We start from the raw sequence: 25,222 nt of genomic DNA, 5'->3' as shown, positions 1-25,222 counted from the left end.
AGAGCACACCATGGCGCACGTAACCCCCCCGTACTTTTTCGATGAGTTCCTGCAACCCGTCAAACGCATGGTCCCCACACCACGGGAGCTTTCACTGGGGTTTACGATCAAGGACCTGGAATGGCTGCATACGCGGTACTACGCCACTGACACTGCGCGCAGGGACCCTGCGGTGCATCGGTATCCAATGCTGGCGGAAAGGCTGCTGATCAACCTAATCGGCAAACCCGCTCTCCCGCTCGCCGGCGCGTTTATGCTGAGCCCGACGCCAGAGGCCGCAAAAGCTGTGCTCTACACGCCCTATGGTGGCCTGGAGGTGTTCGACGGCCATGCAGCCCTGCTTGACGAAGTGAGCGCACGCTTGAGGCAAACGAGCCAGCGCGTCGAGTTGCTGCAATTTCTGTCCATAGGTGAGCGTGATGCGATCCCGATTGACGCGCTCCTGACGGTAAGCTCCGCCGTTATCTCCGGCGCCGTGATGGAGGATCAGGAAAAAACCATCCTCGCGGGCCAGCAGAGAAATGTAGAGGCAACGCTGGACGAGCTGCTCAAATTCCCCAGCCTGAGCTGGATGCTCGATACGTTGCTCGGCATCATGGCCCGCCCCTACTTTCCGCGCCTGAACCAGCGCGACACGCGGGTGAATTTTTTCAGCCGCGCGTCCGAGGGACAGGACAGCCGCTTGCTCGCCTGCGAACCGCTGCGCGACGTACTGTTGCAGTTCTACGTCAAGCAAGCCTGGCCGATCGATCAAACCCATACATTCTTCAATATCGGCCATGACACCCGCGCTTTTACTCCCGCTCAACTGGCCCAGGACCAGCAGCGCTGGGACAGCGTAGTCGAGCAAACCAGCGGCATTCTTTCAAAGTTATTAAACAGCCTGCTGCAGACCTACTGGAACGAAGACTTCCAGGCGGGCCAGTCACGCCTGAAGTTTTTCGCCCAGGTCATGAGTGAAAAATTCCGCGCGGACCTGTTGTTCAAGCAGCAGAATTTGATCCTGTCGACCGACGAAAGCCTGCAACTGCGCGCGATGTTTCTGGCGGACCAGGCCGCACGTACCGCCTTCGCTGCCCAATTGAGGATCGAAAAGGTCAAGATTCACGCGCCTTATCAACACTACGTCGAGCTGGCGAGCACCCTTCTGATCAGCAATTCCCACGCGTACCTCTACACCCAATCCCGTGGCTTGCAGGTACTCAAGGACCTGAATGACCTCAACGACCTCTTGCTGGCCATGCTCAAGACCGCCGGGCATGAAGATGAACTGCTCAATTTCCTGTCTCTGGACGAGCGCAGTGTGTTTATTGGCATGGATCAAATCCAGGTCAGTGGCCAGCCGATCGCCGGCCATGTCTTCCAGGACATGCTCGGGGACATTATCGCCAAGCAATTCAACAACCTTGAACATGCGCTGGGCCTGTATCGGCGCAGCGGGGGCAGCATCGACCTGGCCGCCTTGCTCGACAGTGCCCTGGATATACGCACCATGCTCGACAGCCGTTTGCTTGAGCACGAGGCCCAAGGACGCTGGACCGTGCATCCCGTCATCAGTGGCAATGGGCGCCCCACCACCGTCCGCGCAGAAAAGGCCAAACGACACCTGCAGCGGCTGAGCGCGGTTGACACGGCGATGGCCCTGGAGCGCAGCAAACACCCGACCTTTCGCGACCTGGCCGCCCATGCATTGGAGGTGGAACTGACCAAAAGGCATCTGGACCTGAAGGCCCGCGATGTCTTCATCAATACCTACCCGACGGCGGCCCAGGAGCGCGAAGAGCGCGGGCCCGGCATGTCATCGAGCATGGTCGAGCACTTTATTGCGCGCCTGGCGCGGCAAACCGATGCGCTGACCAACTCGCCCCTGACCTGGTTTTACGACAAACGCGAAACAGGCGTTGCGCACAAACTGCACAACCTGACGATAGACAGCTTCAATGCCGTCATCGAGCAGGTGATGACCACCTTTGCACAACACGACCTGCGCACGCTGCCGCAATTGCTGGTGGACAATAACCAGCCCCACCTGAGCCAGGGCTTATTGCAGGGGCTGAGCGGCGAAGCCGAATTGGGGCGGCTGTACAAGAGTTTGTCACCCGGCAACCACGCGCTGCTGGACAGTGTTCTCAACGCCAACAGCTTGAGCAGGCAGACCCGCCATGGCCTGAACGGGTTTATCCCGGATGCCTATGGCATGACCCTGAAAGTCGGCGTAGCAACCGAGCCTCAAGCCCTGGCCAATTGTTTTGTGCTGACCGAGCGCGGCGGCATGGACCCTGCTCATTCCGGTGCGGCACTGCTGTGGACGCCGCGTTGCGGCTATGAGGCGTTTGCGTCGATTAAAATCATGCGCGACGCATTGGAGCAGCGTTTGCAGGATCCCCTGGCGCGTTTGCCGTTGATGGAAAACCTGCCGGTCTCGAAACGAATCCCGCACCAGCCCTGCCAGCTCGGCCCGCTGCGACGTATCGACGACCACCTGATTAACAACCGCCAACACACCTACAGTCACTTCCTGCGCGACGAGATTGACCATGTGCTCTCGATGAGACTCAACGCGCAACGCTTTCAGGACTGTATGGACGCCTTGATCCGGCGGGCGCCACCGTCCAACCTGCCCAGGGCCATTGCCCTGGCACGCACGTTGATCCACCAGCAGGCATTACCGGCTTGGCTGGGCATGGCGCGGCCATCTGAGCAAATTCAGCACGCCGAACTTATCGAGCAGTACCGTATCAGCGCGCCGGACGAACGTGACTACCTCCACAGCATCACACCCTTGCGCGAACAGGCCGTGACCACCTTGTCGACCCTGCTTAACGCGCGATTTCCCGGGCAGGTGATCAACCCGGACAACGTACTGATTCCCGTGCGTTTCGAGTTGGAGGGCCACATCCAGACCCTGACGGACTTCGCCCTCCGGCACCTGCCTGAGTTAAGCGCTGATGAGATCCGGCCACGGTCGCGTACCGCCACGCCGTTGCCAACGGCGATGGACGGCAATGCCGTGGTGCAAATGGTGCGACAGCTCGACTTGAACAGCCTCTACCAGCCCCTGCTGAGCACCCACCTCGAAAGCCAAACCGACGACGCCCACGAACGCCGCCGATTATTCTGCCGACAGTTGCGCTGGCAAGTGCTGCAACACGCCCATGAACAGAAGCTGGATGAGCGCCTGTCCGCCTCGGCCTGGAGCTTTATCCAGCAAGTGTTTGATATGCCGGATGCGCTGGCCCGGGCCGCTGTCAGCGGCGTCACGGCGATCATTCGCCCCCTTGAACTGATCGCTACCCCCGGCGCAGCCCTGGCCAAGGCTCTGGGCTGCTACCTGATCGGCCCGCAGGCGGGTGCTTCCGGCCCCTCAATCCTGTATGCACCCTACAGCCCCAAACACGTATTGAAGGAATACTCGAGTGAAGCTGCGCTGCTCAATGAATTCACGACGCCGGGCGCGCTGCAGGAATGGGTCGTCGGGCAATTGGAAGCACCGCATCAAGCGACTTACCGCAATTTGCTACAGCAACGCTGGCGCCCTGAAACATCGGAGATCCGTCTCGGCGCGTCAGCCATCGTCGGCAACCTGCTGAACCGCCTGTTTGTGGACAATACCGGGATGCTGAAACGAATGCTGGCGTGCCAGTTCACCCAGGGCAGCAAAACCCAATGGGACGCGGGCGCTGGCCTACTGACGCGGGGTATCGCCAACGGTTTGCAGTTCATGGCGGGTAAACTCAGCTACCCGCTGGTGGTGTGGCGCAGCTATAAACTGTTCAAGACTTCCGCTGAAGACCTACAGCAACACCGCTGGCAACACGCACTCAGGACCTTCGTCGGTGGCGTGGCCGAGTTGGCCTCCTTGCGCACGGAACTGGACAGGCTCCTGCCGCAACCCCCCGCCCCCAAAGAACAGCCCACACTCAAGCAATGGCTCGAAGCCCCTTTACCCCCCGCTCCCGCGCTGGCAACCCTGGACCTGACAGCACCGGATCGCACCCACCTGCAAACGTTCGAACACCACGATGTGGCCCTGACCGACCTCAAACAAAGCCCCAAGACCCAGGTGTACAGGGATGACGCCTCCAACCGTAATTTTGTACCGGTGGCAGGCAAGGTGTACCCGGTGAAAAGCGCGGGTGAGCAATGGCGCGTGAGCAGCGGTGAGCAGCACGGCCCATATGTAAAGCGCAACGCGCAGGGCGATTGGGTACTGGACCTCGACGGGCATCAACCGCGCTACGGTAAAACCTTGAGTCGCTATGCAGGAAGAGTTCAAACCCAGGTATCTGAACGTCAGGCCATCAATATAGAGGCGGTGGGCATGAGGGAAATTGCCGCCCTGTCCAGCTGGAAAGCGCAGTGTATCGATGAAGCGCTTAACGTCGCGACGTATTACACGGTCACCTGCAAGCGCAACCTCCTGCACTTCGCGGACCTGCTTGATCCCTTCAGCCGACTCGGGCGCTTTTTGGGCGAGTTGTTCGGCGTCGTCACCCTGAACCCCAACCAAGTGAAAAGAATTGAGCAGCGCATCGACGAAGTCCTCAATGAGCTGGTCAACCACACCCTGATCGGTCCCGATTCAAAACGTTTTGTCACCGGTACCCACCGCTCCAGCCCGCAGGAAAATTACGCCTTCGTGATACCTGCTGATGCGCAACAGAAGATCTACCTGCTGGACCGCTTCTTCGACCCGGCCATGGACGTCTATCAGAACCGCCTGACCACGCCGTTCGATATCTCGGCTCATGCACGGGCCACTGTGTTGATACACGAGATCACCCACCTCAAATCCTTGACCGAAGACCTGGCGTACCTGGAAACCATGCGGCCGTTCGCGGACCTGATCAATGTGAATATCACCGGGGCCGAACTGATGAAGACCGACCTGACCCACGTGCGCGAGACCGCGCTGTCTACGCTGACGCCCGCCACGATGCTGTTCAAGACTTGGGACGAGTTTTCCCAACAGTGGAAAGACTTCGGCAGTAGCGGTGAGGAGGGTACTTCTGGCTCGGTGCTCAAGCATAAAGTCCTGAACACCACCGGTGCCCGGAGCCTGGATGATGCCCGAGTAATCTTCATGAGCAACGTCGACAAACGTATCGACACCATCCTGGCGAATGCCGACTCCGTCACCTACCTCATCAGCCATCTGGGCCGGGAGCTGGATGCGGGAGCCTGAGAGGCCGCCGCCGGGGCATTTTAGAGAGATTCATTCTCATTGATGGGCAATTGCCATGATGGCGGTTTTCGCCGTCCCAGTGTGAAGGTTAGAATGCGGGAAATCAGGATGAGTCAATGAGCGAAAAAACCCTTTTGGAAGCCGAATATGACGCCATCACCGACGCCGCCGCGCATTGGTGCATGCGCCTGCACGCAAGCGATTGCACGGGCGTCGAGCGTCAGGCTTTTGAGCAGTGGCACGACGCTCATCCGCTGCACGCCTTTGAATACGCGGCCATGCTCGAAATTTGGGACGTCGCCGACCACTTGCCTCGCCCTGAACCCACGCGGGTAGTCGTGCCGTTCAAGCCGCGCAGCCGGTTGCGTACCTACGCGGTGGCGGCAGCGATCTGCCTCGCTGCAGCGCCCCTGGCAGCCTTTACCGGCTGGGAAGCGGGCTGGTTGCCGAGTTCCTACGAACGCTTCGAAGCTACCAATGGGTTGCGCCAGGTCACGTTGGGCGATGGCAGCCAAGTGGAACTGAACCTGGGCACCGAGCTGGTCTACAGCAACTACAAGGACCAGCGCCGGGTCACGCTGAACAAGGGCGAGGCGTTTTTCAACGTCAGCCATGACAGTGCCCACCCGTTTATCGTGCGCGCTGGCGACGGCCAGGTGCGCGTCACGGGTACCCAGTTCAACGTCTGGAAGTATGACGACCAGGTCCGTGTGATGCTGATCGAAGGCTCGGTGCAGATTTCCATCGACAAGGTGCACGGCAGTGCGCCGTTGACGCCAGGGATGCAGGCCAGCTACCGACAGGGCGATGCCACCCCTCAGATCAGTTCGATCGCCCCTAACGACACCGCGCTGGCGTGGCGCCAGGGCAAGCTCGTCCTCGACAACCTCGCGCTGGCCGATGCCTTGCCGCTGATCAACCGCTACCTGAGCAAACCGGTGATGCTCGCCGATGCCAGCACCGGGGCGATACGCATCGGCGGCATCTACAACCTCAATGAGGTCACGAACCTCATCCCTTCCCTGCCCAAGGTTTTGCCGGTCTACCTGACCCAGAACAAGGATGGCAACCCCGTACTCAATTCCATACCGCGTAAAACGCCCAAGGGCTGAGCCTCCTGCGCGCCACGACGGGCGCACTTGCGCCTGCAGTGTCCACTTTTGAAACACTCGCCTCCCCTGAATCGCCCATTCGGCGCGGATTCACGTGTTTGTCATACACGGTGTTACATCACTGATACAGCCTCCCGGAAGCCTGACCGCCGGGCGGGATCTGCCGAGCAGAAGAGCTCGTCTGCCCCGACCTGTATCAGCGCTGAAACAGCGATGCCATCACTGCGCCCTGCCATTTACCTATCTCATTGATTAACCAAACTAAATAAAAAGCGGCACGCCTTCTGCTCTCTCCCTTACAGCGCTGTTTAGGGTCAGCGCGATGAATAAGGAATGCCGCCGTGATCACACTCACTCAAGGTTCGATGAACGTACTGCTGATCAGCTGTGTACTCAGCGCCGGCATCAGTACTCCGAGCTTTGCAGGTGACGGCGTTATCGTGACCGGTCGTGAAGTGCAAGGCCACATGTACGGTCGAGTGTCCTTACCTGACCCCTACCCCACCACTGCCAACGCCAATCCCAGCCGAGAAATCATGAGTGCCACCTCCGGTGAACTCAGTGATGTTGATTTTGGCGGCATCAGCAGTGGTTCAAGCATCGCACGGTCGATACAGGCCACTAGCGGCTTGTCTGGCCTTACCTCCACACAAAACAGCATGTCGACACTGGGGGCCGGTGCAGCGGCCGGCCGCGGTGCGGGCAGCAATGTGGGTGGTCAGATCGGCGACTCGATCCAGCGCGGCATGGCGCCCCTTAACAACATCGGCAGCATGATGGGGGGCAAGTGATGAATCGCACTCTGCTGATCCTCGCCCTGCTGGGCAGCGCCACTGCATGGGCGGATGACACCGCTGTGATCAACAACAGCGGCAAAGACTACAGCGGCAACTTTTCGATCAACCAGTCGGCTGGCAATCAGCAGCAAACGGCCAACAACCGGGCCATCGCGCTTGGCGGGCAAGCCACCACCGTCAATATCCAGAACATGAACGGCAAGGTCGATCCATCCCTGAACGCCAAGGCCGCGATCGAGGGAACCTCTTTTACCAACGGCAACGGGATGCTGGGCATCAACCAGACAGCCGGGGCCAATAACCAATCAATCAATGCCGTGCGGATCAGCGTCAATCCTGGCCCGCTAAGCATCGACGACAGCGTCCTGTTGCAACAGAACACGACGACGCTGGCAACCGACTCAGGGCTCACCTCCACCACTGGCAGCCGCCAGGTCGTGACCAGCGACCAGGCCTTCACAGGCAGCCGAGGAGTGATTCAGGTGAACCAGAGTGCCGGGGTGGGGAACCGAGTGGCTAACACCCTAGGCATCACTATCAAGTAAACGCTTGGTAGCACTAGTTAGACCGTACCAACACTTAACCAACTAATTAGAAGCAAGGAGATACACCATGAAACCTCAAATGGCTCTGAAACCAATGGTTTTCGCTCTGGCTGCGCTCATGGCTGCTGCTGCACAGGCAAATGGCTGGCACCCTGCGCCTCAACCCACCGGCACTGTTGCCGCTGTCGTTACAGATGTACAAAATAGCGCAGGCAACAAGTTCGACGACACCAAAACCGAAAATAACGCTTCCTCCGATAACTCGGTAAACGGCAACAGCGGTAACGTCGGGGTTAACGTTCAAGCGGGCAGTGGCAACCAAGCAGACAACTCTGCCGCCATCTCCAGCGCCAAAGGCGACTTTGCAGCGGTATTTGGCGTGGTCGATGTGAATCAAAACAGCGCGCTGAACAACTTCGTCAACAAAGGCACGCAAAACAATGCCTCCCTGGACAACTCGCTTAACGGTAACTCCGGCAACCTGGGTTACAACGGCCAGGCCGGTCAAGGCAACCAGGGTAAAAACAACCTGGCAATCACGACTGCTGACGGCAAAAACATCGCTGCAGCCGCCAACACCGAGCAAAACTCGCTCGCCAACAGCTACCTGAACGCTGCCGCTACCAGCCACGGGTATGGCTATGGCTATGGCGGCAAGTCTCAAATTGTGTCCAACAACTCGAGCCTCGACAACTCGGTTAACCGTAACTCCGGCAACGTAGGCGTAAACCTGCAATCGGGTTCGGGCAACCAAGGCAGCAACAGCCTGTCGATCGGCCAGGGTTGCAGCGTCTGCAGCAGCGCCGTGCGCTTCTGATGCAACGGGGCCTTGGCAACAAGGCCCTTTTTTATTCCAGTGTCCAACAGGTCATTCAATCATGCGCCTCGCGACCCTCACCCTCCTGATGTTACTCACCGGCCCGACCTGGGCAGGCACCATGGCGATCTCCGCCATGCCTGGCGGTGCGGTGATTTTCAAGAAGGTCGAGAGTATTCGTGAGCGCCGGTTCGCCAACCTGGTGGAACAGAAAACCGATTTCAGCTGCGGTGCTGCGGCACTTGCCACCATCCTGCGCCAGGCCTACTGGCTCGACGTCGACGAAGACCACATCATCAAAGGCATGCTGGTCAACGCCGACCAGGACCTGGTACGCACCCAGGGCTTCTCCATGCTGGACATGAAGCGCTACCTCGAAAGCATCGGCATGCGTGCCCGGGGCTACAAGATCGGGCCAGACACCCTGGTGACCTTGAAAATCCCTGTGGTGGTATTGCTGGAAATTCGCGGCTACAAGCACTTCGTGGTGATGCAGCGCGCGGACAAGGATTGGGTCTATGTAGGCGACCCGGTGCTGGGCCATAAGCGCTACTCGCGCGACGATTTCGTCAAGGGTTGGAATGGCATCGTGTTTGCCGTGCTGGGCGAAGGTTACGACAAGGCCAATGTCTTGCTTGACCCGCCTACCCCGCTCACCGCGAAGAACCAGTTGAATGAATTCAGACCCGTGGGCGACGCCGAGCTGATGGACTTCGGTTTTATCCAGAGCGACTTCTTCTAAGAAGCGCAATAAAAGGCAGGACGCTCTAGGAGCAAAAGATGAACACTTCCCGTTGGCTGACGGTCATGTGTCTGGCAGCCTCAATGCCCGCTTATGCTTCATCGGGGTTCAACCCGATCGAACTCAAGGATTCGGAAATGGCCGATCTGCGCGGCCGTTATGTGATGCCGGGGCGAATCATCAGCTTCGGCATTGTCATGAGCAGCACCTGGACCAACGCTATCGGTGACACCATCACCGGCAAGGCCAGCATGCAGATCGACAAAACCACCATTACCCCGCAGTTCTATGTACAGACCACCGGCTCGGCGGGTACCGGAACCAACCAGAACACCGGCACGGGTAACGTGGTCGGCGGCGCCGGCCTCGGCAGCGGCCAGGGCGTAACCCAAAGTGTGCGCACGGCGGGTGATGACAACACGGCCTACAACAACGTCGGCATCAACGTTTCCCAGAACGGCTTTGCACCCGGCAATGCCGTGCAATCGGGGCAGGTACTGGTGGCCGGCGGTACGGTCACCGGTGACAGCGCGGCAGGCCGGGTAAGTGTGTCAGCCAACAACGGCGGCTTGCAGATGGCTATCCAGGCCAACCACAACCAAGGCAACAGCCTGCAGCAGATTGGTGGCGGCAATGTACTGCAAGGGACGGTTTTGACCGGCAATACCAACTTCGTCAACAACATGACCCAGCTCAACGTCGTGATGAACAATAACGGACTAAACAACGGCGCATTGAATTGCAACCTGGATCAACTCAAAGGCCTACGCACACTCGGTTATTGAACTACGCTGACCCTCGACACTTACGCATTAGAAAAGGACGGCTTAATTCATGCATCGATCGTTATCGCTACGCGCGGTGGTCTGTTTAAGTACGCTCTTGCCTGCATCCGTTCTGTATGCCGCGCCAGACGCCGATATCGAAACCCTCAAACAGGAGCTTCTGCAACTAAAACAGCGGTACGAAGTGCAGCAAAAAGCCCTGGCCGTGCTGGAACAGCGTGTGCGTCAGGTGGAGGACCAACCAGCGACTCCCGCGCCTAAACGCTTGGCCAAATCACCTGCCGACTTCAAAAAAGGCGGGGCCACGGTCGCGGGCACGGGCGCTGCGGCGGCATCCGGTGGTGCAGGTGGCGGTGGCAGCTCCTACGGGCAGGCCCTCAAGGACGACTCGGCCCCCGCGCAAAGTGTGAGCAACCTCTATAACGAAGCCAGCGGCTTTTTCGGCAATGGCAAGTTCAGCTTTGAAACCGGCGTTACCTATGCCCGTTACGACGCCCGCCAATTGACCCTCAACGGGTTCCTGGCGCTGGACTCAATTTTCCTCGGCAATATCAACCTGGACCGGATCAAGGCCGATAGTTGGACCGTCGACATGACCGGACGCTACAACTTTGATAACCGCTGGCAGTTCGACGTCAACGTACCGGTGGTGTACCGCGAGTCAACCTACCAGTCGGGCGGCGCTGGCAACGATGCCACCGCCACGTCGGAAGCTTCAGTGACTCGCGACCCGACCATCGGCGATGTCAATTTCGGCGTGGCGTACAAGTTCCTCGACGAAACCCCCAACTTGCCGGATGCGGTCGTGTCTGTAAGGGTCAAGGCGCCTACGGGTAAAGAGCCCTTTGGCATCAAGCTGGTCAAGCAACCCCTCAACGACAACCTCTACGTGCCGGAAAACCTGCCTACGGGTAACGGTGTCTGGTCGGTCACGCCAGGCATCTCGCTGGTCAAGACGTTCGACCCGGCGGTGTTGTTTGGATCACTCTCCTATACCCACAACTTCGAGGAGTCGTTTGACGATATCAGCAGTGAAGTCAACCAGAAGGTCGGCGGCAAAGTGCGGCTGGGCGACAGCTTCCAGCTCGGTGTGGGCGTAGCCTTTGCCCTCAACGAGAAGATGAGTATGTCGTTCTCGGTGTCGGACCTGGTGCAACGCAAAAGCAAGCTCAAGCCCAATGGCGGCGACTGGCAATCGGTGGTGTCCAGCGATGCTAACGCCGGCTACTTCAACGTGGGGATGACCATTGCCGCGTCGGAGAACCTGACGATCGTGCCGAACCTGGCGATCGGGATGACGGATGATGCGCCGGACTTTACGTTTAGCCTGAAATTCCCGTATTACTTCTAGCGACATCGGGACGCAGAGCGTCCCAGGCGGCATTCCCACGCGGAGCGTGGGAACGATCAAATCGCAGCCCAACGGGAGCAAGCTCCCTCGCCACGAGGAAAAGCCCCGCAACGATAAGTGTCGTTGCGGGGCTTTTCGGTTTACCCGCCCTAGCGGATCTGGTGTTTGTGCAGCAACCGGTAGAACGTTGGCCGGGAAATCCCCAGCACACGGGCCGCGATACTCAAGTTGTCGCTGTGCCGGTTGAGCACATCGCACAGCGCCTGACGTTCGGCGCGGTGCTTGTAGTCTTCCAGTGTAGCCATCGGCTGAGAAATTGCCTGTTCGCCTTGCAACCCAAGATCAGCGGCTTCGATCTGCCGTCCTTCGGCCAGTACCAGGCCACGCCGCACGCGGTTGGCCAGCTCACGCACATTGCCTGGCCACGGGTGCTGCCCCATGGCCACCCGTGCGTCCTCGCTGAAACTGCGCGGGCGACGGCCGGTTTCCTGGCTGTAGAAACGTGAAAAGTGGTTGGCCAGCATGGCGACGTCACCATGGCGCTCGCGCAACGGTGCGGTGACCACTTGCAACACATTCAAGCGGTAATACAGGTCTTCGCGAAACGAGCCCTTTGCCACCGCCGCTTCCAGGTCCACGTGGGTTGCCGCCAGTACCCGCACATCCACAGGAATGGGTTGGCTGCCACCGACCCGCTCGATCTGTTTTTCCTGGAGAAAACGCAGCAGGTTGGCTTGCAGCTCCATCGGCAAATCGCCGATTTCATCGAGAAACAGGGTGCCGCCATTCGCCGCCTCGATCCGCCCGACCTTGCGCTGGTGCGCGCCGGTAAACGCGCCCTTTTCGTGGCCGAACAGCTCGGACTGAATCAGGTGCTCGGGGATTGCGCCGCAGTTGATTGCAACAAACGGCTTGGCGTGGCGCTGGGATTGGCGATGCAGGGTTTTGGCGACCAGCTCTTTACCGGTGCCGCTGTCGCCGCGAATCAACACCGGCGACTCAGTGGGGGCCAGCTTGGACAACAATTTGCGCAGCTCGCGGATCGGTCGGCTGTCGCCCAGCAGTTCATGCTCGGGCTCTTCCACCTGGGTGTTGCCTTTACCCCGCAGGCGCGCCATGCCGAAGGCTCGGCCCAGGGTGACCTGCACCCGCGACACATCGAACGGCAAGGTATGAAAGTCGAAAAACCATTCGCAGACAAAATCACCGACGTTCTGCAGCCGCAGTACGTCCTGACTGAGCACCGCGATCCACTCGGTGCCGCTGCGACCAATCAGTTCCTTGACGGCTTCGGGCCGCTCCAGATGATAGGGTTGCAAACGCAGCAGCCCGACGTCACAGGAACGATCGCCCACTGCCTCCAGGGCACAGCTGTCCACATCCCACCCCACGGTGCGCAGGCCGGGCAGCAGCCCGTGACAGTCGTCACACGGGTCGACCACGAGCAAGCGGCGCTGGATAGGTGTGCCAATCATGACTATTCCTTGGCGTCAAAATTGTTGTCATTGAGGAACAAAATTATTTAGAAACAAAGGTTTGTAACGCCTGGCGCTTACATTAGCAAGGTCTTGACGCAGGCCTTGTACCGTTTAGCTATAAGTGTGGGCAAAAAGCCACTTCTGCCTGCGCACGAACACAAAAACTTCCATCCCAGGAGACTTTCATTCAGCTTTCAAAACAGCCGCTTACATGATGTCAGTCAGGGAAAGTTAAAAAATCTTGCTCTAAGATGTGACCCGTACCCTGCCATCGTGCATCAGTACAAGTAACTCGCCGCACGGTACGCCCAGCCGACGGCACTCACTTGATTGGGCATTTAGAGAGACGACCCACATGAACGCCCCGCTCCGCATCAACGAAGCTCTTTTGATCGCAGACCGTGCTTTCCAACCCTTTCAGTGCGTGGCCTGGCACGATGGCAATGGCGCCCTCAGCCTGAGCGTCATCGACCGCACCAACACTCGTATCAGTAGCAAACAACTGTCCTCCAGCACTTATACCGACGCGGCACAGTTGGAAAACCTGCTGTCGCAGGCCCGTGCCGAACTGGACAAAAGTGGCTATCAGTTGCAGTCCTGGGCCATGCCAAAGTAATTCGATGCTGTAACTTCCGCTCAGGGCTTGACGGCAAACTAATGAGCGGAAGTTCAGTGTTAGAACGTAGCGTGCTTATTGCGCCGCAAGTATAAAACGCTCGATCGCTTCAGCAGCGCCATCGTCGACATTACTGCCGGTGACAACGCTGGCCTGGCGCTTGACGGCTTCTTCAGCCTGCCCCATGGCAATCGATAACCCGGCCACGTGAAACATCGCCGGATCGTTGCCGCCATCGCCGATGGCCGCCGTTTGCTCAATGGGCACTCCCAGGTGCGCCGCTAAAGTCTTCAAGGCCTCACCCTTGTTGGCCAGCATCGCCGTCACATCCAGATAGACCGGTTGCGAACGCGACACCTGCGCCAACCCTTGCACCTTGGGCTGTAACTGCGCCTCCAACTCCACCAGCAACTGCGTGTTGTTACTGGCAGCAACGATCTTGTCGACCCGATCCAGGTACGGCTCAAAACTCTCCACCACAACCGGCCCGTAGCCCAAGCCATCGGCTTCGCGCTGCATCATCGGCCCAGGCGGGTCACGGCGCAGCCAGTCGCCGTCGGCAAAGACCCATACCTCCACGTCCGGCTCCGCCGAAAACAGTGCCAGGGTCACCAGCGCCGCCTCCGCCGGCAAATAGTGGGCAACCAGGATGCTGCCATCCGGGTTGATCAGCGTACCGCCATTAAAGCCTGCCACCGGCACATCGATGCCGAAGGTCTCGATGAGATGCAGCATGGCCTTGGGCGGTCGCCCGCTGGCCAGGCTGAAAAACACCCCGGCGTCGCGCAAGGCACGAACGGCGTCGGCCGTGCGCTGGCTCAGGCGGTGATCGGGATAGAGCAACGTGCCGTCCACGTCGCTGAGGATAAACCGGATGGGATGGATCGCTGCATCACTCATCCGAGCGAGTGCCAGGCACGGCCATCGCGGGCCAGCAACGCATCGGCCGCCACCGGCCCGTCTTCACCGGCCTTATAAGCCTGGATCCCGTCGTCTTCCTTCCACGCATCGAGAAAGGGCTGCACCGCACGCCAGCCGTTTTCGATGTTGTCGGCGCGCTGGAACAAGGTCTGGTCGCCGGTCATGCAGTCGTAGATCAGGGTTTCGTAGCCTGTCGACGGCTGCATCTCGAAGAAGTCCTTATAGGCGAACCCCAGCTGAATGTTGGCCATGTCCAGGGCCGGCCCGGGCTTTTTCGCCAGCAGGTCGAACCACATGCCCTCGTTGGGCTGGATCTGGATTTTCAGGTAGGTGGGCTTCAGTTCTTCGACTTCGGTATCGCGGAACTGCGCGTACGGCGCGGGCTTGAAGCAGATCACGATCTCAGTGTCGCGAACGCTCATACGCTTGCCGGTGCGCAGGTAGAACGGCACGCCGACCCAGCGCCAGTTGTCGATCATCACTTTAAGGGCGACAAACGTCTCGGTGCTGCTGTCGGGGGCGACGTTGGCTTCTTCGCGGTAGCCAGGCAACTGCTTGCCGCCAATTTCGCCAGCGGTGTATTGGCCACGTACCGAGTTGGCTCGTGCGTCCTCCAGGGACCACGGGCGTACCGCACCAATCACCTTGGCTTTTTCACCGCGTACCGCATCGGCGCCGAAGGCGGCCGGCGGCTCCATGGCTACCATCGCCAGCAACTGGAACAGGTGATTGGGCACCATGTCACGCAAGGTGCCGGTTTTTTCGAAGAAATTACCCCGGGTTTCCACGCCCACCGTTTCCGCGGCCGTGATTTGCACGTGGTCGATGTAATGGTTGTTCCAGAACGCCTCGAACAGCACGTTGGAGAAACGGCTGATCAGGATGTTCTGCACCGTTTCCTTGCCCAGGTAATGGTCGATGCGATAGATCTGCTTCTCGCTCATCACCTTGAGCAGGCTGGCGTTCAACGCTTCGGCGGTGGCCAGGTCAGAGCCGAAAGGCTTTTCGATCACCACGCGGCGGAAGCTGTCGTCGGTTTCCGTCAACAGCCCCGCGCTGCCCAGGCGCTGCACGACTTCACTGAAGAAGCGCGGCGCGGTGGCGAGGTAGAACACCGCATTGCCGGTGCCGCTGTCGGCGATCTTTTTGCCGATGTCGGCATAGGTTCTGTCATCGAGGAAGTCGCCCTCGACGTAGCTGATGCCTTTGGCCAATTGCGCCCACAACTCTGGGTCCAGGGCGTTTTCAGCGTTGCCCTTGACCTTGCTCGCCGCCTCGGTGCGGATGAAATCCTCGAGCTTCTTGGCGAAGTCGGCATCGCTGATGGCGTTGTGATCAACCCCGACAATGCGCAAGCCATTGCCCAGCAGCCCGTCCCGACTCAGGTTGTACAGCGCCGGCATGAGCAGGCGCTTGACCAGGTCGCCATGGGCGCCAAACAGAAACAGCGTGGTAGGTGGAGCGGGTTCGGCCTTGGATTTCTTGCCGTTTGAAGTCATTTTTTGGAAGTCTCCACGTGGCCGCCAAAGCCGAAGCGCATGGCAGACAGCATTTTGTCACCGTAGGTGCTCTGCTGACGGGAGCGGAAACGCGCAAACAATGAGGTGGACAGCACTGGCACCGGTACGGCCTGTTCCATGGCGGCTTCGATGGTCCAGCGGCCTTCACCACTGTCGGCCACGGAGCCGGAGTAGCCGTCGAGTTTCGGGTCGGTGGCCAGCGCATCGGCGGTCAGGTCCAGCAGCCAGGACGAGACCACGCTGCCACGGCGCCAGACTTCGGCGATGTCGGCAACGTTCAGGTCGAAACGCTGGTCTTCCGGCAAGTTCTCCGAGTTCTTGGTCTTGAGGATGTCAAAACCTTCGGCAAACGCCTGCATCATCCCGTACTCGATGCCGTTATGGATCATCTTGACGAAATGCCCCGAGCCCGCAGGGCCGGCGTGAATGTAGCCATGCTCGGCACGCGTATCGGCGGTGGCAGAACGGTCCTTGGTGCGCGGGATGTTGCCGATGCCCGGTGCCAGGCTGGCGAAGATCGGGTCGAGGCGTTGCACCGTCTCGGCGTCGCCACCGATCATCATGCAGTAGCCGCGTTCCAGGCCCCAGACGCCGCCGGAGGTGCCGACGTCGACATAGTGCAGGCCTTTTTCCGACAGCGCCTTGGCGCGACGCACGTCGTCTTTATAGTTGGTGTTGCCGCCGTCGATGATCACATCGCCGTCTTCCAACAATTCACTCAATTCATTGATGGTGTTCTCGGTAGGGTCGCCTGCCGGCAGCATCACCCACACGGCGCGAGGCTTTTGCAGCCCGGCCACCAAGGCTCTCAAATCGGCAACGCCGGTGGCGCCCTCTTCGCTCAAGCCTTTGACGAATGCTTCGTTACGGTCGTAAACAACGGTGGTATGCCCATTGAGCATCAGGCGCCGCGCAATATTACCGCCCATGCGGCCTAGTCCAATAATCCCCAGTTGCATGTGCTGATGCTCCTAACTACTAAAAAATGTGTGACATAGTTTATAGCGCAATGAGGCTAATGAGGGTTAGTCCAGAGCGGATCCATGTAGTTTCATGACAAAAAAGTAGCCATCATTTCACCATCACGACACAAAAAGTCACACGACCGCCAAAAATAAAAAAGTTCCATTGATGCAAAAAAGAATTCAGAATTGCTTCCGACTGATGCCGAGAACCTCGAATCAAGCGTTCCGGCACCGCGATCTACCGCTATTTGCGAGGTAAGCAATGAGCACAGTACAGATGACCCGCCCGCCACAGACCCTCTACGTCACCATCCGTCGTGATGAGTTACGCCAGTTGAAGGACGAACGCGATCAACTGCTCATGCAAGTCGCGCAACTGCAGATGCAATTGCAAGGCCCCAGCTCAGTCGCACTGACGGCACCGGCCCACAGCTGATTCACGATGGCATGCGGCTGAAAAACAGGCGCTGTGCATTCCGTTGGCGATAATCCCCACCTCGCGGTTCTGCGCCTCACGAAGTTGGTCGTCATAGGTCTTGTACCTTAGGGCCGCCAACTTCAAATGCCCTTTACGCAACGTCTTCACATTTTCCCGTGAGCAATGAAAGTGCGCGTACCGCAGCACTGTATGACGGCCCTGGCGGAAATTTTTCTCGTCCAACACTTCAAATGCGCTTTCAGCCTCACCCACGACCCTGTGCGGTGCCCGCTAGTCGTCGCCCACTGAAACTTCAGGTTTAAAACTCACGAACTTTTCACACCCCACTGACGATACTGCGCCCGATAAACGTCCGGTCTGCGGATGAAAAGCCGTACGGGCAATGCTGCCCGAGGATGAACTCACGTTTTGCTGGAGCGCTGGATGGCAATGTTCAAACGCAGCACCAAGTCTGCGAAAGGCTTCGATTGGGCCGGCTTTGGCTGGTTGTTCCTGTTTTTCTGGTACTTCTCGGGTATCACCCAACTGCTGATCCAACTGACCGGCACCTCCGGTTTCAGTGGCTTCCGCCAGGCCTTCTTCATGAGCGCGCTGTGGTTGGCGCCCATGTTGCTGTTCCCGCGCCGTACCCGTTTACTCGCCGCCTTGATCGGTGTGGTGCTGTGGGCCTGTTCCATGGCCAGCCTGGGTTATTTCTTCATCTATCAGCAGGAATTTTCCCAAAGCGTCATCTTCATCATGTTCGAGTCGAACATCTCTGAAGCCGGTGAATACGCCACCCAATATTTTGCCTGGTGGATTGTGCTGGCGTTCATCGCCCATACCGCCTTCGCGGTCTTCCTGTGGACGCGCCTGCGACCGGTGTATCTGCCGCGCGGCCAGTCGATGCTGGCAGCCGCTGCCATTGTGCTGGCCGTGGTGGGTTACCCGCTGGTCAAACAGATCGCCACCAGCGACAACATGGAACAGGCCATCGACCGCTTCGAAACCCGCATCGAACCCGCCGTGCCATGGCAGATGATCGTCGCCTATCGCCGCTACACCGAACAGTTGGACAACATGCAAGGCATGCTGACCAGCGCCAGCCAGATTCCGCCCTTGAAGAACCTCAAGGACAGCATGGCCGGCCAGCCTTCGACCCTGGTGCTGGTGATCGGCGAATCCACCAACCGCCAACGCATGAGCCTCTACGGCTACCCGCGCAACACCACCCCGGAGCTGGACAAGCTGCGCGACCAACTGGCGGTGTTCGACAACGTCATCACCCCGCGCCCGTACACCATCGAAGCGCTGCAACAGGTGCTGACCTTCGCCGACGAAGAGAACCCGGACCTGTACCTCAAGACCCCGTCGATTGTCAGCGTGATGAAACAGGCCGGGTACAAGACCTACTGGATCACCAACCAACAGACCATGACCAAGCGCAACACCATGCTCACGACCTTTTCCGAACAGGCCGACGAGCAGGTGTACCTGAACAACAACCGCAACCAGAACGCCCGCCAATACGACGGCGATGTGCTGGCACCGTTCTCCAAGGCCCTGGCCGACCCGGCCGAGCGCAAGTTCATCGTGGTGCACCTGCTGGGCACGCACATGAGCTATCAATACCGTTACCCGCCGACCTTCGACAAATTCACCGATCGTGAAGGCGTTCCGCCCGGCGTCAGCGATGCGCAACTGCCAACCTACAACAGCTATGACAATGCGGTGCTGTACAACGACTTCGTGGTGTCGAGCCTGATCAAGGACTACGCCAAGACCGACCCCAACGGCTTCCTTATGTACCTGTCGGACCATGGCGAAGACGTCTTCGACTCGGCCGGCCACAACACCCTGGGTCGCAACGAAGGCAAGCCGACGGCGCCGATGTACACCATCCCGTTCATGGCCTATGCCTCACCCAAGTGGCGCGAAACCCACGACTGGAGTTTCGCCGGTGACCTGCAGCGGCCGTACAGCAGCTCGCAGTTGATCCACACTTGGGCCGACATGGCCGGCTTGAGTTTCGATGAATTGGACCACAGCAAGAGCCTGGTCAGTGAGAGCTTTAAGCCACGCCCGCTGTTGATCGGCAACCCCTACGAGCGTCAACAGAAAGCGCTGATCGACTTCAGCCTGATCAAGCCGAAAAAGGCGGACAGTAACGAGGTCGTACTCAAGTAGAAACGCGCCTTGTAACAGAAAGATAACAATCATTCTCGTCTAACCCTAAAGTTCCACACCTCCTTTCGTCTTTGAGCCAAGGCCTTTTCTTACTGAAAAGGCTGCAAAGACGACAAGGAGTCTTCCGCGATGTTCGCGCCTTTTACCCGTTCCATGACCTTCACCCTTGGCCTGTTCAGCGTGGTGCTGAGCCCGGACCTGCTGGCTGAAACCGACCCTGACCAAACGCCCGCCACCGCGCTGGAGCTGGGCAGCACTCGCATCACTGCCGAAGGCCTGGGGGCCAATACCGAGCACACCGGGGCCTACACCACCGGCGCGATGAGCACCGCCACCCGCCTCAACTTGTCCATCAAGGAAACCCCGCAGTCTATTTCGGTGGTCACTCGCCAGCAGATGGATGACTTCAACCTCAACACCCTGACCGATGCCCTGCGCCAGACCACCGGGGTGACGGTGCAGCACCTGGATTCCGACCGCGCCGCGTATTCCTCGCGGGGTTATTCCATCAATAACTTCCAGGTCGACGGCATGCTCAATACCTTCGGCCGTATGAAATCCGATTCCGATACGATCATTTACGACCGTATCGAGGTCGTGCGGGGTGCCACCGGCTTGACCACCGGCGCCGGTGATCCCTCGGCGACGGTGAACATGATCCGCAAGCGCCCCACCGCGCAGTGGCAGGCCAAAACCGGCGTCAGCGGCGCCAGCCATGACAACTACTACAGCTACCTGGATGTGGGCGGCCCGCTGGCGTTCGATGGACGACTGCGCGGGCGCACGGTGCTGGCTTATCGTGACAGCCAATCGTTTCGCGACAACTACGCACTGCAACGGGAAGTGGGCTACGGCATTCTCGAAGCCGATCTGACGGACGATACCGTGTTGGCCGTAGGGTTCGACTACCAAAACAAACATGTGCAAGGCACTTCGTGGGGCACCCTGCCGTACTGGAACAGTGATGGCAGCAAAGCCGATTTATCCCGCTCGGCCAACCTGGCAGCCGACTGGAGCTCCTGGCCACTGAAAGACAAGACCACCTTTGCCTCCATCGACCACCGGCTGTCTGCAGACTGGCGCCTGAAAGCCGCCTACACCCATCGGCAAAGTGATACCGACGGCAAGGTGTATTACGGCGGCGCGGGCTTCCCGAACGCGGATGGCAGTGGCATGACGGCGTGGACCAACCAAATGGTCGGCACGTCGAAGATGGATGCGGTGGATTTCAACCTGGCCGGTTCTTACTCGCTATTAGGGCGCGAGCATGAATTGATGATGGGTTACGGCGAGTCCGACCAGCGGGACACTTCGCCCTACCAACGCGGCAGCACACCCGACGGTTACGTAACCATCCCTGACTGGCAACACATGGGCGGCATCGTTAAATTTGCCGACCGCACGACAGGCCTCAAGGGCGCGCACTCGAGCAAGCAACAGAAGGCTGGCTACCTGGCCACGCGCCTTAGCCTGACCGACAAGCTGCACGCCGTGCTGGGAAGCCGCTACGGTAGTTGGGAAATCGAGAGCGTCTCGCCCAAGTACGACCTCAACAACCAACTGACCGCCTCACCCAAGTCCAGCCAGACCCACAATGACATGTGGACGCCCTATGCCGGCCTGCTCTACGACCTGACGCCGGAGTACACGGTGTACGCCAGCTACACCGATATCTTCAACCCGCAGGACGCGCGCGACGTCAGCAAGAAGTACCTGGAGCCAGTGGTGGGCAGCAACTATGAGGTAGGCCTGAAGGGCAGCCTGCTGAACGAACGATTGAACCTGGCCGCTGCGTACTTCTGGAGTACCCAGGATAACGTCGCCGAACTGGATAACAGCGCCAAACCGGACAAGGACACCGGCGAGCAGTTCTACACCTCCGGCGGCAAGGGCAACAAGGTGCAAGGCTTTGAAGTGGAGGTGTCGGGAGAAGTCATGCCGGACTGGAACCTCACGGCGGGTTACACCTACACCCATTCGCTCAACGGCAACAAACAGCGTAACAACACCGACCAGCCGATGAATATGCTCAAGCTGTCTACCGCCTATCGCCTGCCGGGCGAATGGCACGGCTTGACCGTGGGCGGTGCGGTGAACTGGCAGAGCGATTTCTACGACTTTGCCGAGCGTCCGATCGGTGGCAGGGACACAGATGGCTACCTGATCACCGAGTCCACGAAGATCACGCAACAGGCCTACACCGTCGTCAACCTGATGTCGCGCTACCAGTTCGATGAACATGTTTCGGCGTCGGTTAACGTCAACAATCTATTTGATAAGAAATATTACGAACGCGTCGGTTTTTATAACGGCGTGTATTGGGGCGACCCGCGCTCGATTACGCTGGCACTGGACTGGAAACTGTAGGAGTTTTTAACCCGAAGTTAACGAAAATGTTAACTTCGGATATTTTTAGCGTTAATTCCCACTTAATAAGATCGTTGCAAACTCGCCCCATAAATCTGATCAAGGAGTGAACGGATACCGATCATTCTTAATGGGAACACTGCCATGAAAATCTCGACCTTGATGCTTGCCAGCCTGATGACACTCGCCTCTGCCGCCGCTTTTGCAGAAGGTGGCTCGGAGCGCTCGAAGGAGTTTTACAATAACTTCAGTTTCATCCAGCAACAAACCCACGGCACTACCGAACAAACTGCAGCTGCCGACGGCAAGACTTTGAACACCCGCACTGTTGATCAGTCCGAGGCAGAGCAACAACCGAAAAGTTGATTTAATGCTTGGTTAATCCGCAACACCCTGTGCCATTCCGCTCCGTTGGCAAAGGTTTATCGGGCGCCATTTAATGGCGCCTTTTTTTGCCTGTTATTTATTACAGCGGCTTATTCCAAAACAACATGCGCCCATGGGCCGGATCAAAACTTGAGTCATCAAAACCAAACTTGCGGTAAGCCGACTGGGCCACGGCATTGCCCTCAAGCACCTCCAGGGTGATCTTGCAGCAACCGCGTTGACGGGCGATTTCCTCGACTTTTTGCAGCATTTTCTGACTCAACCCCAGCCCCCGAAACTGATTCATGACTACCACGTCGTGGATGTTGACCAGCGGGCGGCAGGCGAAGGTGGAGAACCCTTCAAAGCAATTCACCAACCCCGCCGGCTCACCGCCGACGAACGCCAGAACGCTGAACGCATGCGGGCGCTTGGCCAGTTCCGCCGGCAGTTGCTGCAGGAGATCGGCTGGGAGGGTGTGACCACCGCCCATCGGGTCTTCGGCGTAATGGTTGAGCACCAGGGCGATAGCCTCGGCATGTACGGAGTTGGTGTAGCTGGCTTGCAGCACCAGGATGTCAGGGGTGTCCATTTCCTTCCTCGATAACGACAACAAGGGAATCGGTTCCCTTTGAGGGGAACGATTGTAAGCGTGGAGCCGGCAGCAGATGAAGGAGATTAACTACAGATGCTTGCCTGAAAGCGCGAAGGTTATGCAGATCAAAGCGCCCACCCAGGCCTTCCGAAGGTTTTTTCGTACGGTCATCACTCGCCGAATCGCTGCAACTGCATCTCCTGCAAACGACTCAGGGTGCGGCGGAAGGGAAATTCCAGGTAGCCCTCGGTGTAGAGGCTATCGAGCGGCACCTTGGCCTCGATGAACAACGGCACCTTGCGGTCGTAGCATTCATCCACCAGCGCGATAAAGCGGCGCACGCTGTCATCGTGTACCGACAACTCGGGCAATTCGCGATCACCGGCCACCACGCGCTGGGCGCCGTCTTCAGTGCCACGAGCAATCCGACCAGGGCGTTTCTGCGCGCTCAGGTTGGGCACCTCTCCCAGCAGGATCGCCTTGAAACGGTCACACAGCAGCATGAAATCCATCGCGGCCAGCGGCTGCTCGCATAGGTCGGCATAGCGACACCACAGCACCGTGTCACTGGCCTGCACCGCTACAATCGAACGGTGACCGACAGAGATCGCCCCGCTGCTCACGGTTTGTCCTGCACTCAATTGCTTGAACACAGCAGCCAGCGCATCCGGATGATCCACCCAATAACGCTGTACGCCGACGCCTGGATGCAAACGATGATCCTCTCCACCGGCCACCGCCACGACCTGCATGTGCTGCTTGATCGCCTCGATGCCCGGCAGGAAACGCTCGCGATTGAAGCCCTCGGCATACAGCTGCTCGGGCGGTTGATTGGAGGTGCACACCATCACCACGCCTTCTTCAAACATCACCTGGAACAAACGGCCGAGGATGATCGCGTCGCCGATGTCATTGACGAACAATTCGTCGAAGCACAGCACCCGCACCTCCCGGCTCAGCTCGCGGGCCAGCGCTTGCAAAGGGTCTTGGGTGCCGGTGAGCTGGAACAATCGCTGGTGCACCCAGCCCATGAAGTGATGGAAGTGCTGACGACGCGCAGGCACCCGCAGGCTTTGGTAGAACTGGTCCATCAACCAGGTTTTGCCACGACCCACCGGCCCCCACAGATAAACCCCGGTAATCGGTGAGCGGCCCTGATGCAAAGCCTCATGACAGGCTTGCAGGGCGCCTGCCGCCCGGCGCTGGGCGTCGTCGGCAACAAAGCCCTGCTGGGCGATGGCGTATTGATAAGCGGTGAGGGGCGAGTCGAAAGTCATGTGCGCAATTATGACTTACACAGAGATATCCAGCCGTGAAATCTTGCCCTGCTCATTCAGGCGAAAGGTGTAGCGCAACTCCAGCGGGCTGCCGGGGAAATTACCCGACACAACGTTGCTGACCAGCACCTTGCCGGTGCGGTGCTGCACGTTGAGCACTTCCACCCGTGGCTGGTAGCGACGCCCGGTGTCTTCCATCCAGCGCGCGATGGCGGCGGTGCCGACCTGATGCACGCCTTCATCGAACACGTTGGCATCGTCGGCAAAACAATGGGCAATGACCGAGGTATCGCGGGCATTGGCTGCAGCGATATAGGCCACGATGGCCGGGGCCAGTTCTGGGTGGGTAGCGGACACGGCACAGCTCCTTTTTGGTGATTTATGACGCCATGCTAAGCCATGGGTGTGTCATTTTTTGTCAGGAGTGAACGGCCCAGCCTCATTCTGTTCCATCAGTTTGCGCCAGGCGCGCAGCCAGTCACTGCGCCGGCCGGAGTAGCGCTCGCCCTGAAGATCGGCGGTGGCCACACGGTCGGTGCGAAAGGTGCGGTAGGCGCCACGCAATTCGCACCAGGCCACGATCACCCGCACCTCATTCAGAAAACCCAGGGCCAGCGGCCAGATCAGCCGCTGGCTCTGGGTCTGGCTGGCGTCCGCGTAGTCGATATGCAACTTGGCCTGATTGCGAATAGCCTCGCGAAACACATTCAGCGGCACGCGATTTTCCGGGTAGCCGAAACCCGGCGGGCCGGGCAGCAGGGTCGGGTTGCGCAGCGCTTCCTGGGCGGCGGGATCGAGCACATCGGCAATCTTCGCCAAGGCATTGGCCGCGGCGCGGCTCAGTACGTCGTCTCCACGCTGATCCACATAACGCAGGCCGAGCACGATCGCTTCCGTTTCCTCGGCATTCAGCATCAGCGGCGGCAAAAACAAGCCACTGCGCAGCACATACCCTACCCCGGCCTCACCGAAAATCGGCGCGCCCAAGGCGGTCAACTCGGCGATATCGCGATACAGCGTGCGCTCGGACACTTCCAACTGCGCAGCGAGGACGGCGGCAGTCACCGGGCGCTTTTTGCCCCGCAGGGCCTGGAGCAACGTCAGTAGACGAGTGGTGCGCGACACGTTGATCCCACCTCGGACAATAAAATGTGCCGCAGCTTAGCAGAGCGCCCTGC

Annotated in this window: 21 protein-coding genes; 13 read left to right on the top strand and 8 right to left on the bottom strand. The window is 59.0% G+C overall.

The genetic code is table 11. The features are described from left to right. Positions 1–10: 10 nt before the first annotated feature. The 8 genes from ACR52_RS19195 to ACR52_RS19160 all read left to right on the top strand — a co-directional run bounded on the left by ACR52_RS19195 (position 11) and on the right by ACR52_RS19160 (position 11,334). Complete coding sequence (locus tag ACR52_RS19195; protein ID WP_048727897.1) at positions 11–5,185, top strand: dermonecrotic toxin domain-containing protein; 5,175 nt, start codon at positions 11–13, stop codon at positions 5,183–5,185. A 116-nt stretch (positions 5,186–5,301) separates the two neighbouring features. After that, positions 5,302–6,297: a FecR family protein gene (locus ACR52_RS19190; RefSeq protein ID WP_048727894.1), complete on the top strand. Its 996-nt coding sequence runs from the start codon at positions 5,302–5,304 to the stop codon at positions 6,295–6,297. A gap of 341 nt (positions 6,298–6,638) precedes the next feature. After that, the gene (locus ACR52_RS19185; RefSeq protein ID WP_048727891.1) at positions 6,639–7,088 is read left to right on the top strand and encodes a hypothetical protein; all 450 of its coding nucleotides are present in this window, start codon (positions 6,639–6,641) and stop codon (positions 7,086–7,088) included. Then, positions 7,088–7,639 (top strand): hypothetical protein, encoded by a 552-nt coding sequence (locus ACR52_RS19180; protein WP_048727886.1) that lies wholly within the window; start codon positions 7,088–7,090, stop codon positions 7,637–7,639. The genes ACR52_RS19185 and ACR52_RS19180 overlap by 1 nt, the downstream gene beginning before the upstream one ends. A gap of 67 nt (positions 7,640–7,706) precedes the next feature. Beyond that, a complete protein-coding gene (locus ACR52_RS19175; RefSeq protein ID WP_048727883.1) occupies positions 7,707–8,456 on the top strand; it encodes a hypothetical protein in 750 nt (249 codons plus the stop codon). Between the two features lie 61 nt (positions 8,457–8,517). Next, the gene (locus tag ACR52_RS19170; protein WP_048727880.1) at positions 8,518–9,198 is read left to right on the top strand and encodes a C39 family peptidase; all 681 of its coding nucleotides are present in this window, start codon (positions 8,518–8,520) and stop codon (positions 9,196–9,198) included. A gap of 38 nt (positions 9,199–9,236) precedes the next feature. Beyond that, a complete protein-coding gene (locus ACR52_RS19165) occupies positions 9,237–9,983 on the top strand; it encodes a hypothetical protein (protein ID WP_048727877.1) in 747 nt (248 codons plus the stop codon). Positions 9,984–10,032: 49 nt separating this feature from the next. Next, positions 10,033–11,334, top strand: a complete 1,302-nt coding sequence (locus ACR52_RS19160) for a transporter (protein ID WP_048727873.1) — start codon at positions 10,033–10,035, stop codon at positions 11,332–11,334. Between the two features lie 149 nt (positions 11,335–11,483). Here ACR52_RS19160 and ACR52_RS19155 read toward each other — a convergent pair whose 3' ends face one another. Beyond that, a complete protein-coding gene (locus tag ACR52_RS19155) occupies positions 11,484–12,809 on the bottom strand; it encodes a sigma-54 dependent transcriptional regulator (RefSeq protein WP_048727870.1) in 1,326 nt (441 codons plus the stop codon). Positions 12,810–13,167: 358 nt separating this feature from the next. Here ACR52_RS19155 and ACR52_RS19150 point away from each other — a divergent pair, with 358 nt between their 5' ends. Further along, positions 13,168–13,428 (top strand): hypothetical protein, encoded by a 261-nt coding sequence (locus ACR52_RS19150; protein WP_048727868.1) that lies wholly within the window; start codon positions 13,168–13,170, stop codon positions 13,426–13,428. A gap of 75 nt (positions 13,429–13,503) precedes the next feature. Here ACR52_RS19150 and ACR52_RS19145 read toward each other — a convergent pair whose 3' ends face one another. The 3 genes from ACR52_RS19145 to gnd are packed head-to-tail and all read right to left on the bottom strand — an operon-like array spanning position 13,504 to position 16,828. Next, a complete protein-coding gene (locus tag ACR52_RS19145) occupies positions 13,504–14,328 on the bottom strand; it encodes a Cof-type HAD-IIB family hydrolase (RefSeq protein ID WP_048727864.1) in 825 nt (274 codons plus the stop codon). Beyond that, positions 14,325–15,848, bottom strand: coding sequence for a glucose-6-phosphate dehydrogenase (gene zwf / locus ACR52_RS19140; protein ID WP_048727861.1), 1,524 nt, complete (start codon positions 15,846–15,848; stop codon positions 14,325–14,327). Before zwf ends, ACR52_RS19145 begins: the two co-directional genes overlap by 4 nt. After that, complete coding sequence (gene gnd / locus ACR52_RS19135) at positions 15,845–16,828, bottom strand: phosphogluconate dehydrogenase (NAD(+)-dependent, decarboxylating) (RefSeq protein ID WP_048727859.1); 984 nt, start codon at positions 16,826–16,828, stop codon at positions 15,845–15,847. Before gnd ends, zwf begins: the two co-directional genes overlap by 4 nt. A gap of 268 nt (positions 16,829–17,096) precedes the next feature. On the opposite strand from gnd, the gene ACR52_RS30950 reads away from it, so the two are divergent. The 4 genes from ACR52_RS30950 (at position 17,097) to ACR52_RS19120 (ending at position 22,172) form a co-directional block, all read left to right on the top strand. After that, the gene (locus ACR52_RS30950) at positions 17,097–17,270 is read left to right on the top strand and encodes a DUF6026 family protein (RefSeq protein WP_173439283.1); all 174 of its coding nucleotides are present in this window, start codon (positions 17,097–17,099) and stop codon (positions 17,268–17,270) included. A 426-nt stretch (positions 17,271–17,696) separates the two neighbouring features. Then, on the top strand, positions 17,697–19,439 hold the full coding sequence (locus tag ACR52_RS19130; protein ID WP_048727855.1) for a phosphoethanolamine transferase CptA: 1,743 nt from the start codon (positions 17,697–17,699) through the stop codon (positions 19,437–19,439). A gap of 129 nt (positions 19,440–19,568) precedes the next feature. Then, entirely contained in the window at positions 19,569–21,806 is a 2,238-nt protein-coding gene (locus ACR52_RS19125; RefSeq protein ID WP_048727852.1) for a TonB-dependent siderophore receptor, read from the top strand. Positions 21,807–21,950: 144 nt separating this feature from the next. After that, a complete protein-coding gene (locus tag ACR52_RS19120) occupies positions 21,951–22,172 on the top strand; it encodes a hypothetical protein (protein ID WP_048727848.1) in 222 nt (73 codons plus the stop codon). 100 nt (positions 22,173–22,272) lie between these two features. Here the strand turns inward: ACR52_RS19120 and ACR52_RS19115 are convergent, their stop codons facing one another. The 4 genes from ACR52_RS19115 to ACR52_RS19100 form a co-directional block, all read right to left on the bottom strand. Then, entirely contained in the window at positions 22,273–22,764 is a 492-nt protein-coding gene (locus ACR52_RS19115; protein ID WP_048727845.1) for a GNAT family N-acetyltransferase, read from the bottom strand. A 173-nt stretch (positions 22,765–22,937) separates the two neighbouring features. After that, a complete protein-coding gene (zapE, locus tag ACR52_RS19110) occupies positions 22,938–24,044 on the bottom strand; it encodes a cell division protein ZapE (RefSeq protein ID WP_048727841.1) in 1,107 nt (368 codons plus the stop codon). Between the two features lie 15 nt (positions 24,045–24,059). Continuing rightward, positions 24,060–24,401 carry a nuclear transport factor 2 family protein gene (locus ACR52_RS19105; RefSeq protein ID WP_048727838.1) on the bottom strand — a complete coding sequence of 114 codons (342 nt, stop codon included), beginning with the start codon at positions 24,399–24,401 and terminating at the stop codon, positions 24,060–24,062. 51 nt (positions 24,402–24,452) lie between these two features. After that, positions 24,453–25,169, bottom strand: a complete 717-nt coding sequence (locus ACR52_RS19100) for a helix-turn-helix transcriptional regulator (RefSeq protein WP_048727836.1) — start codon at positions 25,167–25,169, stop codon at positions 24,453–24,455. Positions 25,170–25,222: the final 53 nt, after the last annotated feature.

It is taken from the genome of Pseudomonas fildesensis (genome assembly GCF_001050345.1).
Taxonomy (GTDB): Bacteria; Pseudomonadota; Gammaproteobacteria; order Pseudomonadales; family Pseudomonadaceae; genus Aquipseudomonas; species Aquipseudomonas fildesensis.
This window is presented reverse-complemented; position numbering and strand designations above follow the sequence as displayed.

Coding starts and splice junctions, on each gene's coding strand:
- ACR52_RS19195 (WP_048727897.1), top strand. CDS start 11: ATGGCGCACGTAACCCCCCCGTACTTTTTCGATGAGTTCCTGCAACCC.
- ACR52_RS19190 (WP_048727894.1), top strand. CDS start 5,302: ATGAGCGAAAAAACCCTTTTGGAAGCCGAATATGACGCCATCACCGAC.
- ACR52_RS19180 (WP_048727886.1), top strand. CDS start 7,088: ATGAATCGCACTCTGCTGATCCTCGCCCTGCTGGGCAGCGCCACTGCA.
- ACR52_RS19175 (WP_048727883.1), top strand. CDS start 7,707: ATGAAACCTCAAATGGCTCTGAAACCAATGGTTTTCGCTCTGGCTGCG.
- ACR52_RS19170 (WP_048727880.1), top strand. CDS start 8,518: ATGCGCCTCGCGACCCTCACCCTCCTGATGTTACTCACCGGCCCGACC.
- ACR52_RS19165 (WP_048727877.1), top strand. CDS start 9,237: ATGAACACTTCCCGTTGGCTGACGGTCATGTGTCTGGCAGCCTCAATG.
- ACR52_RS19160 (WP_048727873.1), top strand. CDS start 10,033: ATGCATCGATCGTTATCGCTACGCGCGGTGGTCTGTTTAAGTACGCTC.
- ACR52_RS19155 (WP_048727870.1), bottom strand. CDS start 12,809: ATGATTGGCACACCTATCCAGCGCCGCTTGCTCGTGGTCGACCCGTGT.
- ACR52_RS19150 (WP_048727868.1), top strand. CDS start 13,168: ATGAACGCCCCGCTCCGCATCAACGAAGCTCTTTTGATCGCAGACCGT.
- ACR52_RS19145 (WP_048727864.1), bottom strand. CDS start 14,328: ATGAGTGATGCAGCGATCCATCCCATCCGGTTTATCCTCAGCGACGTG.
- zwf (WP_048727861.1), bottom strand. CDS start 15,848: ATGACTTCAAACGGCAAGAAATCCAAGGCCGAACCCGCTCCACCTACC.
- gnd (WP_048727859.1), bottom strand. CDS start 16,828: ATGCAACTGGGGATTATTGGACTAGGCCGCATGGGCGGTAATATTGCG.
- ACR52_RS30950 (WP_173439283.1), top strand. CDS start 17,097: ATGAGCACAGTACAGATGACCCGCCCGCCACAGACCCTCTACGTCACC.
- ACR52_RS19130 (WP_048727855.1), top strand. CDS start 17,697: ATGGCAATGTTCAAACGCAGCACCAAGTCTGCGAAAGGCTTCGATTGG.
- ACR52_RS19125 (WP_048727852.1), top strand. CDS start 19,569: ATGTTCGCGCCTTTTACCCGTTCCATGACCTTCACCCTTGGCCTGTTC.
- ACR52_RS19120 (WP_048727848.1), top strand. CDS start 21,951: ATGAAAATCTCGACCTTGATGCTTGCCAGCCTGATGACACTCGCCTCT.
- ACR52_RS19115 (WP_048727845.1), bottom strand. CDS start 22,764: ATGGACACCCCTGACATCCTGGTGCTGCAAGCCAGCTACACCAACTCC.
- zapE (WP_048727841.1), bottom strand. CDS start 24,044: ATGACTTTCGACTCGCCCCTCACCGCTTATCAATACGCCATCGCCCAG.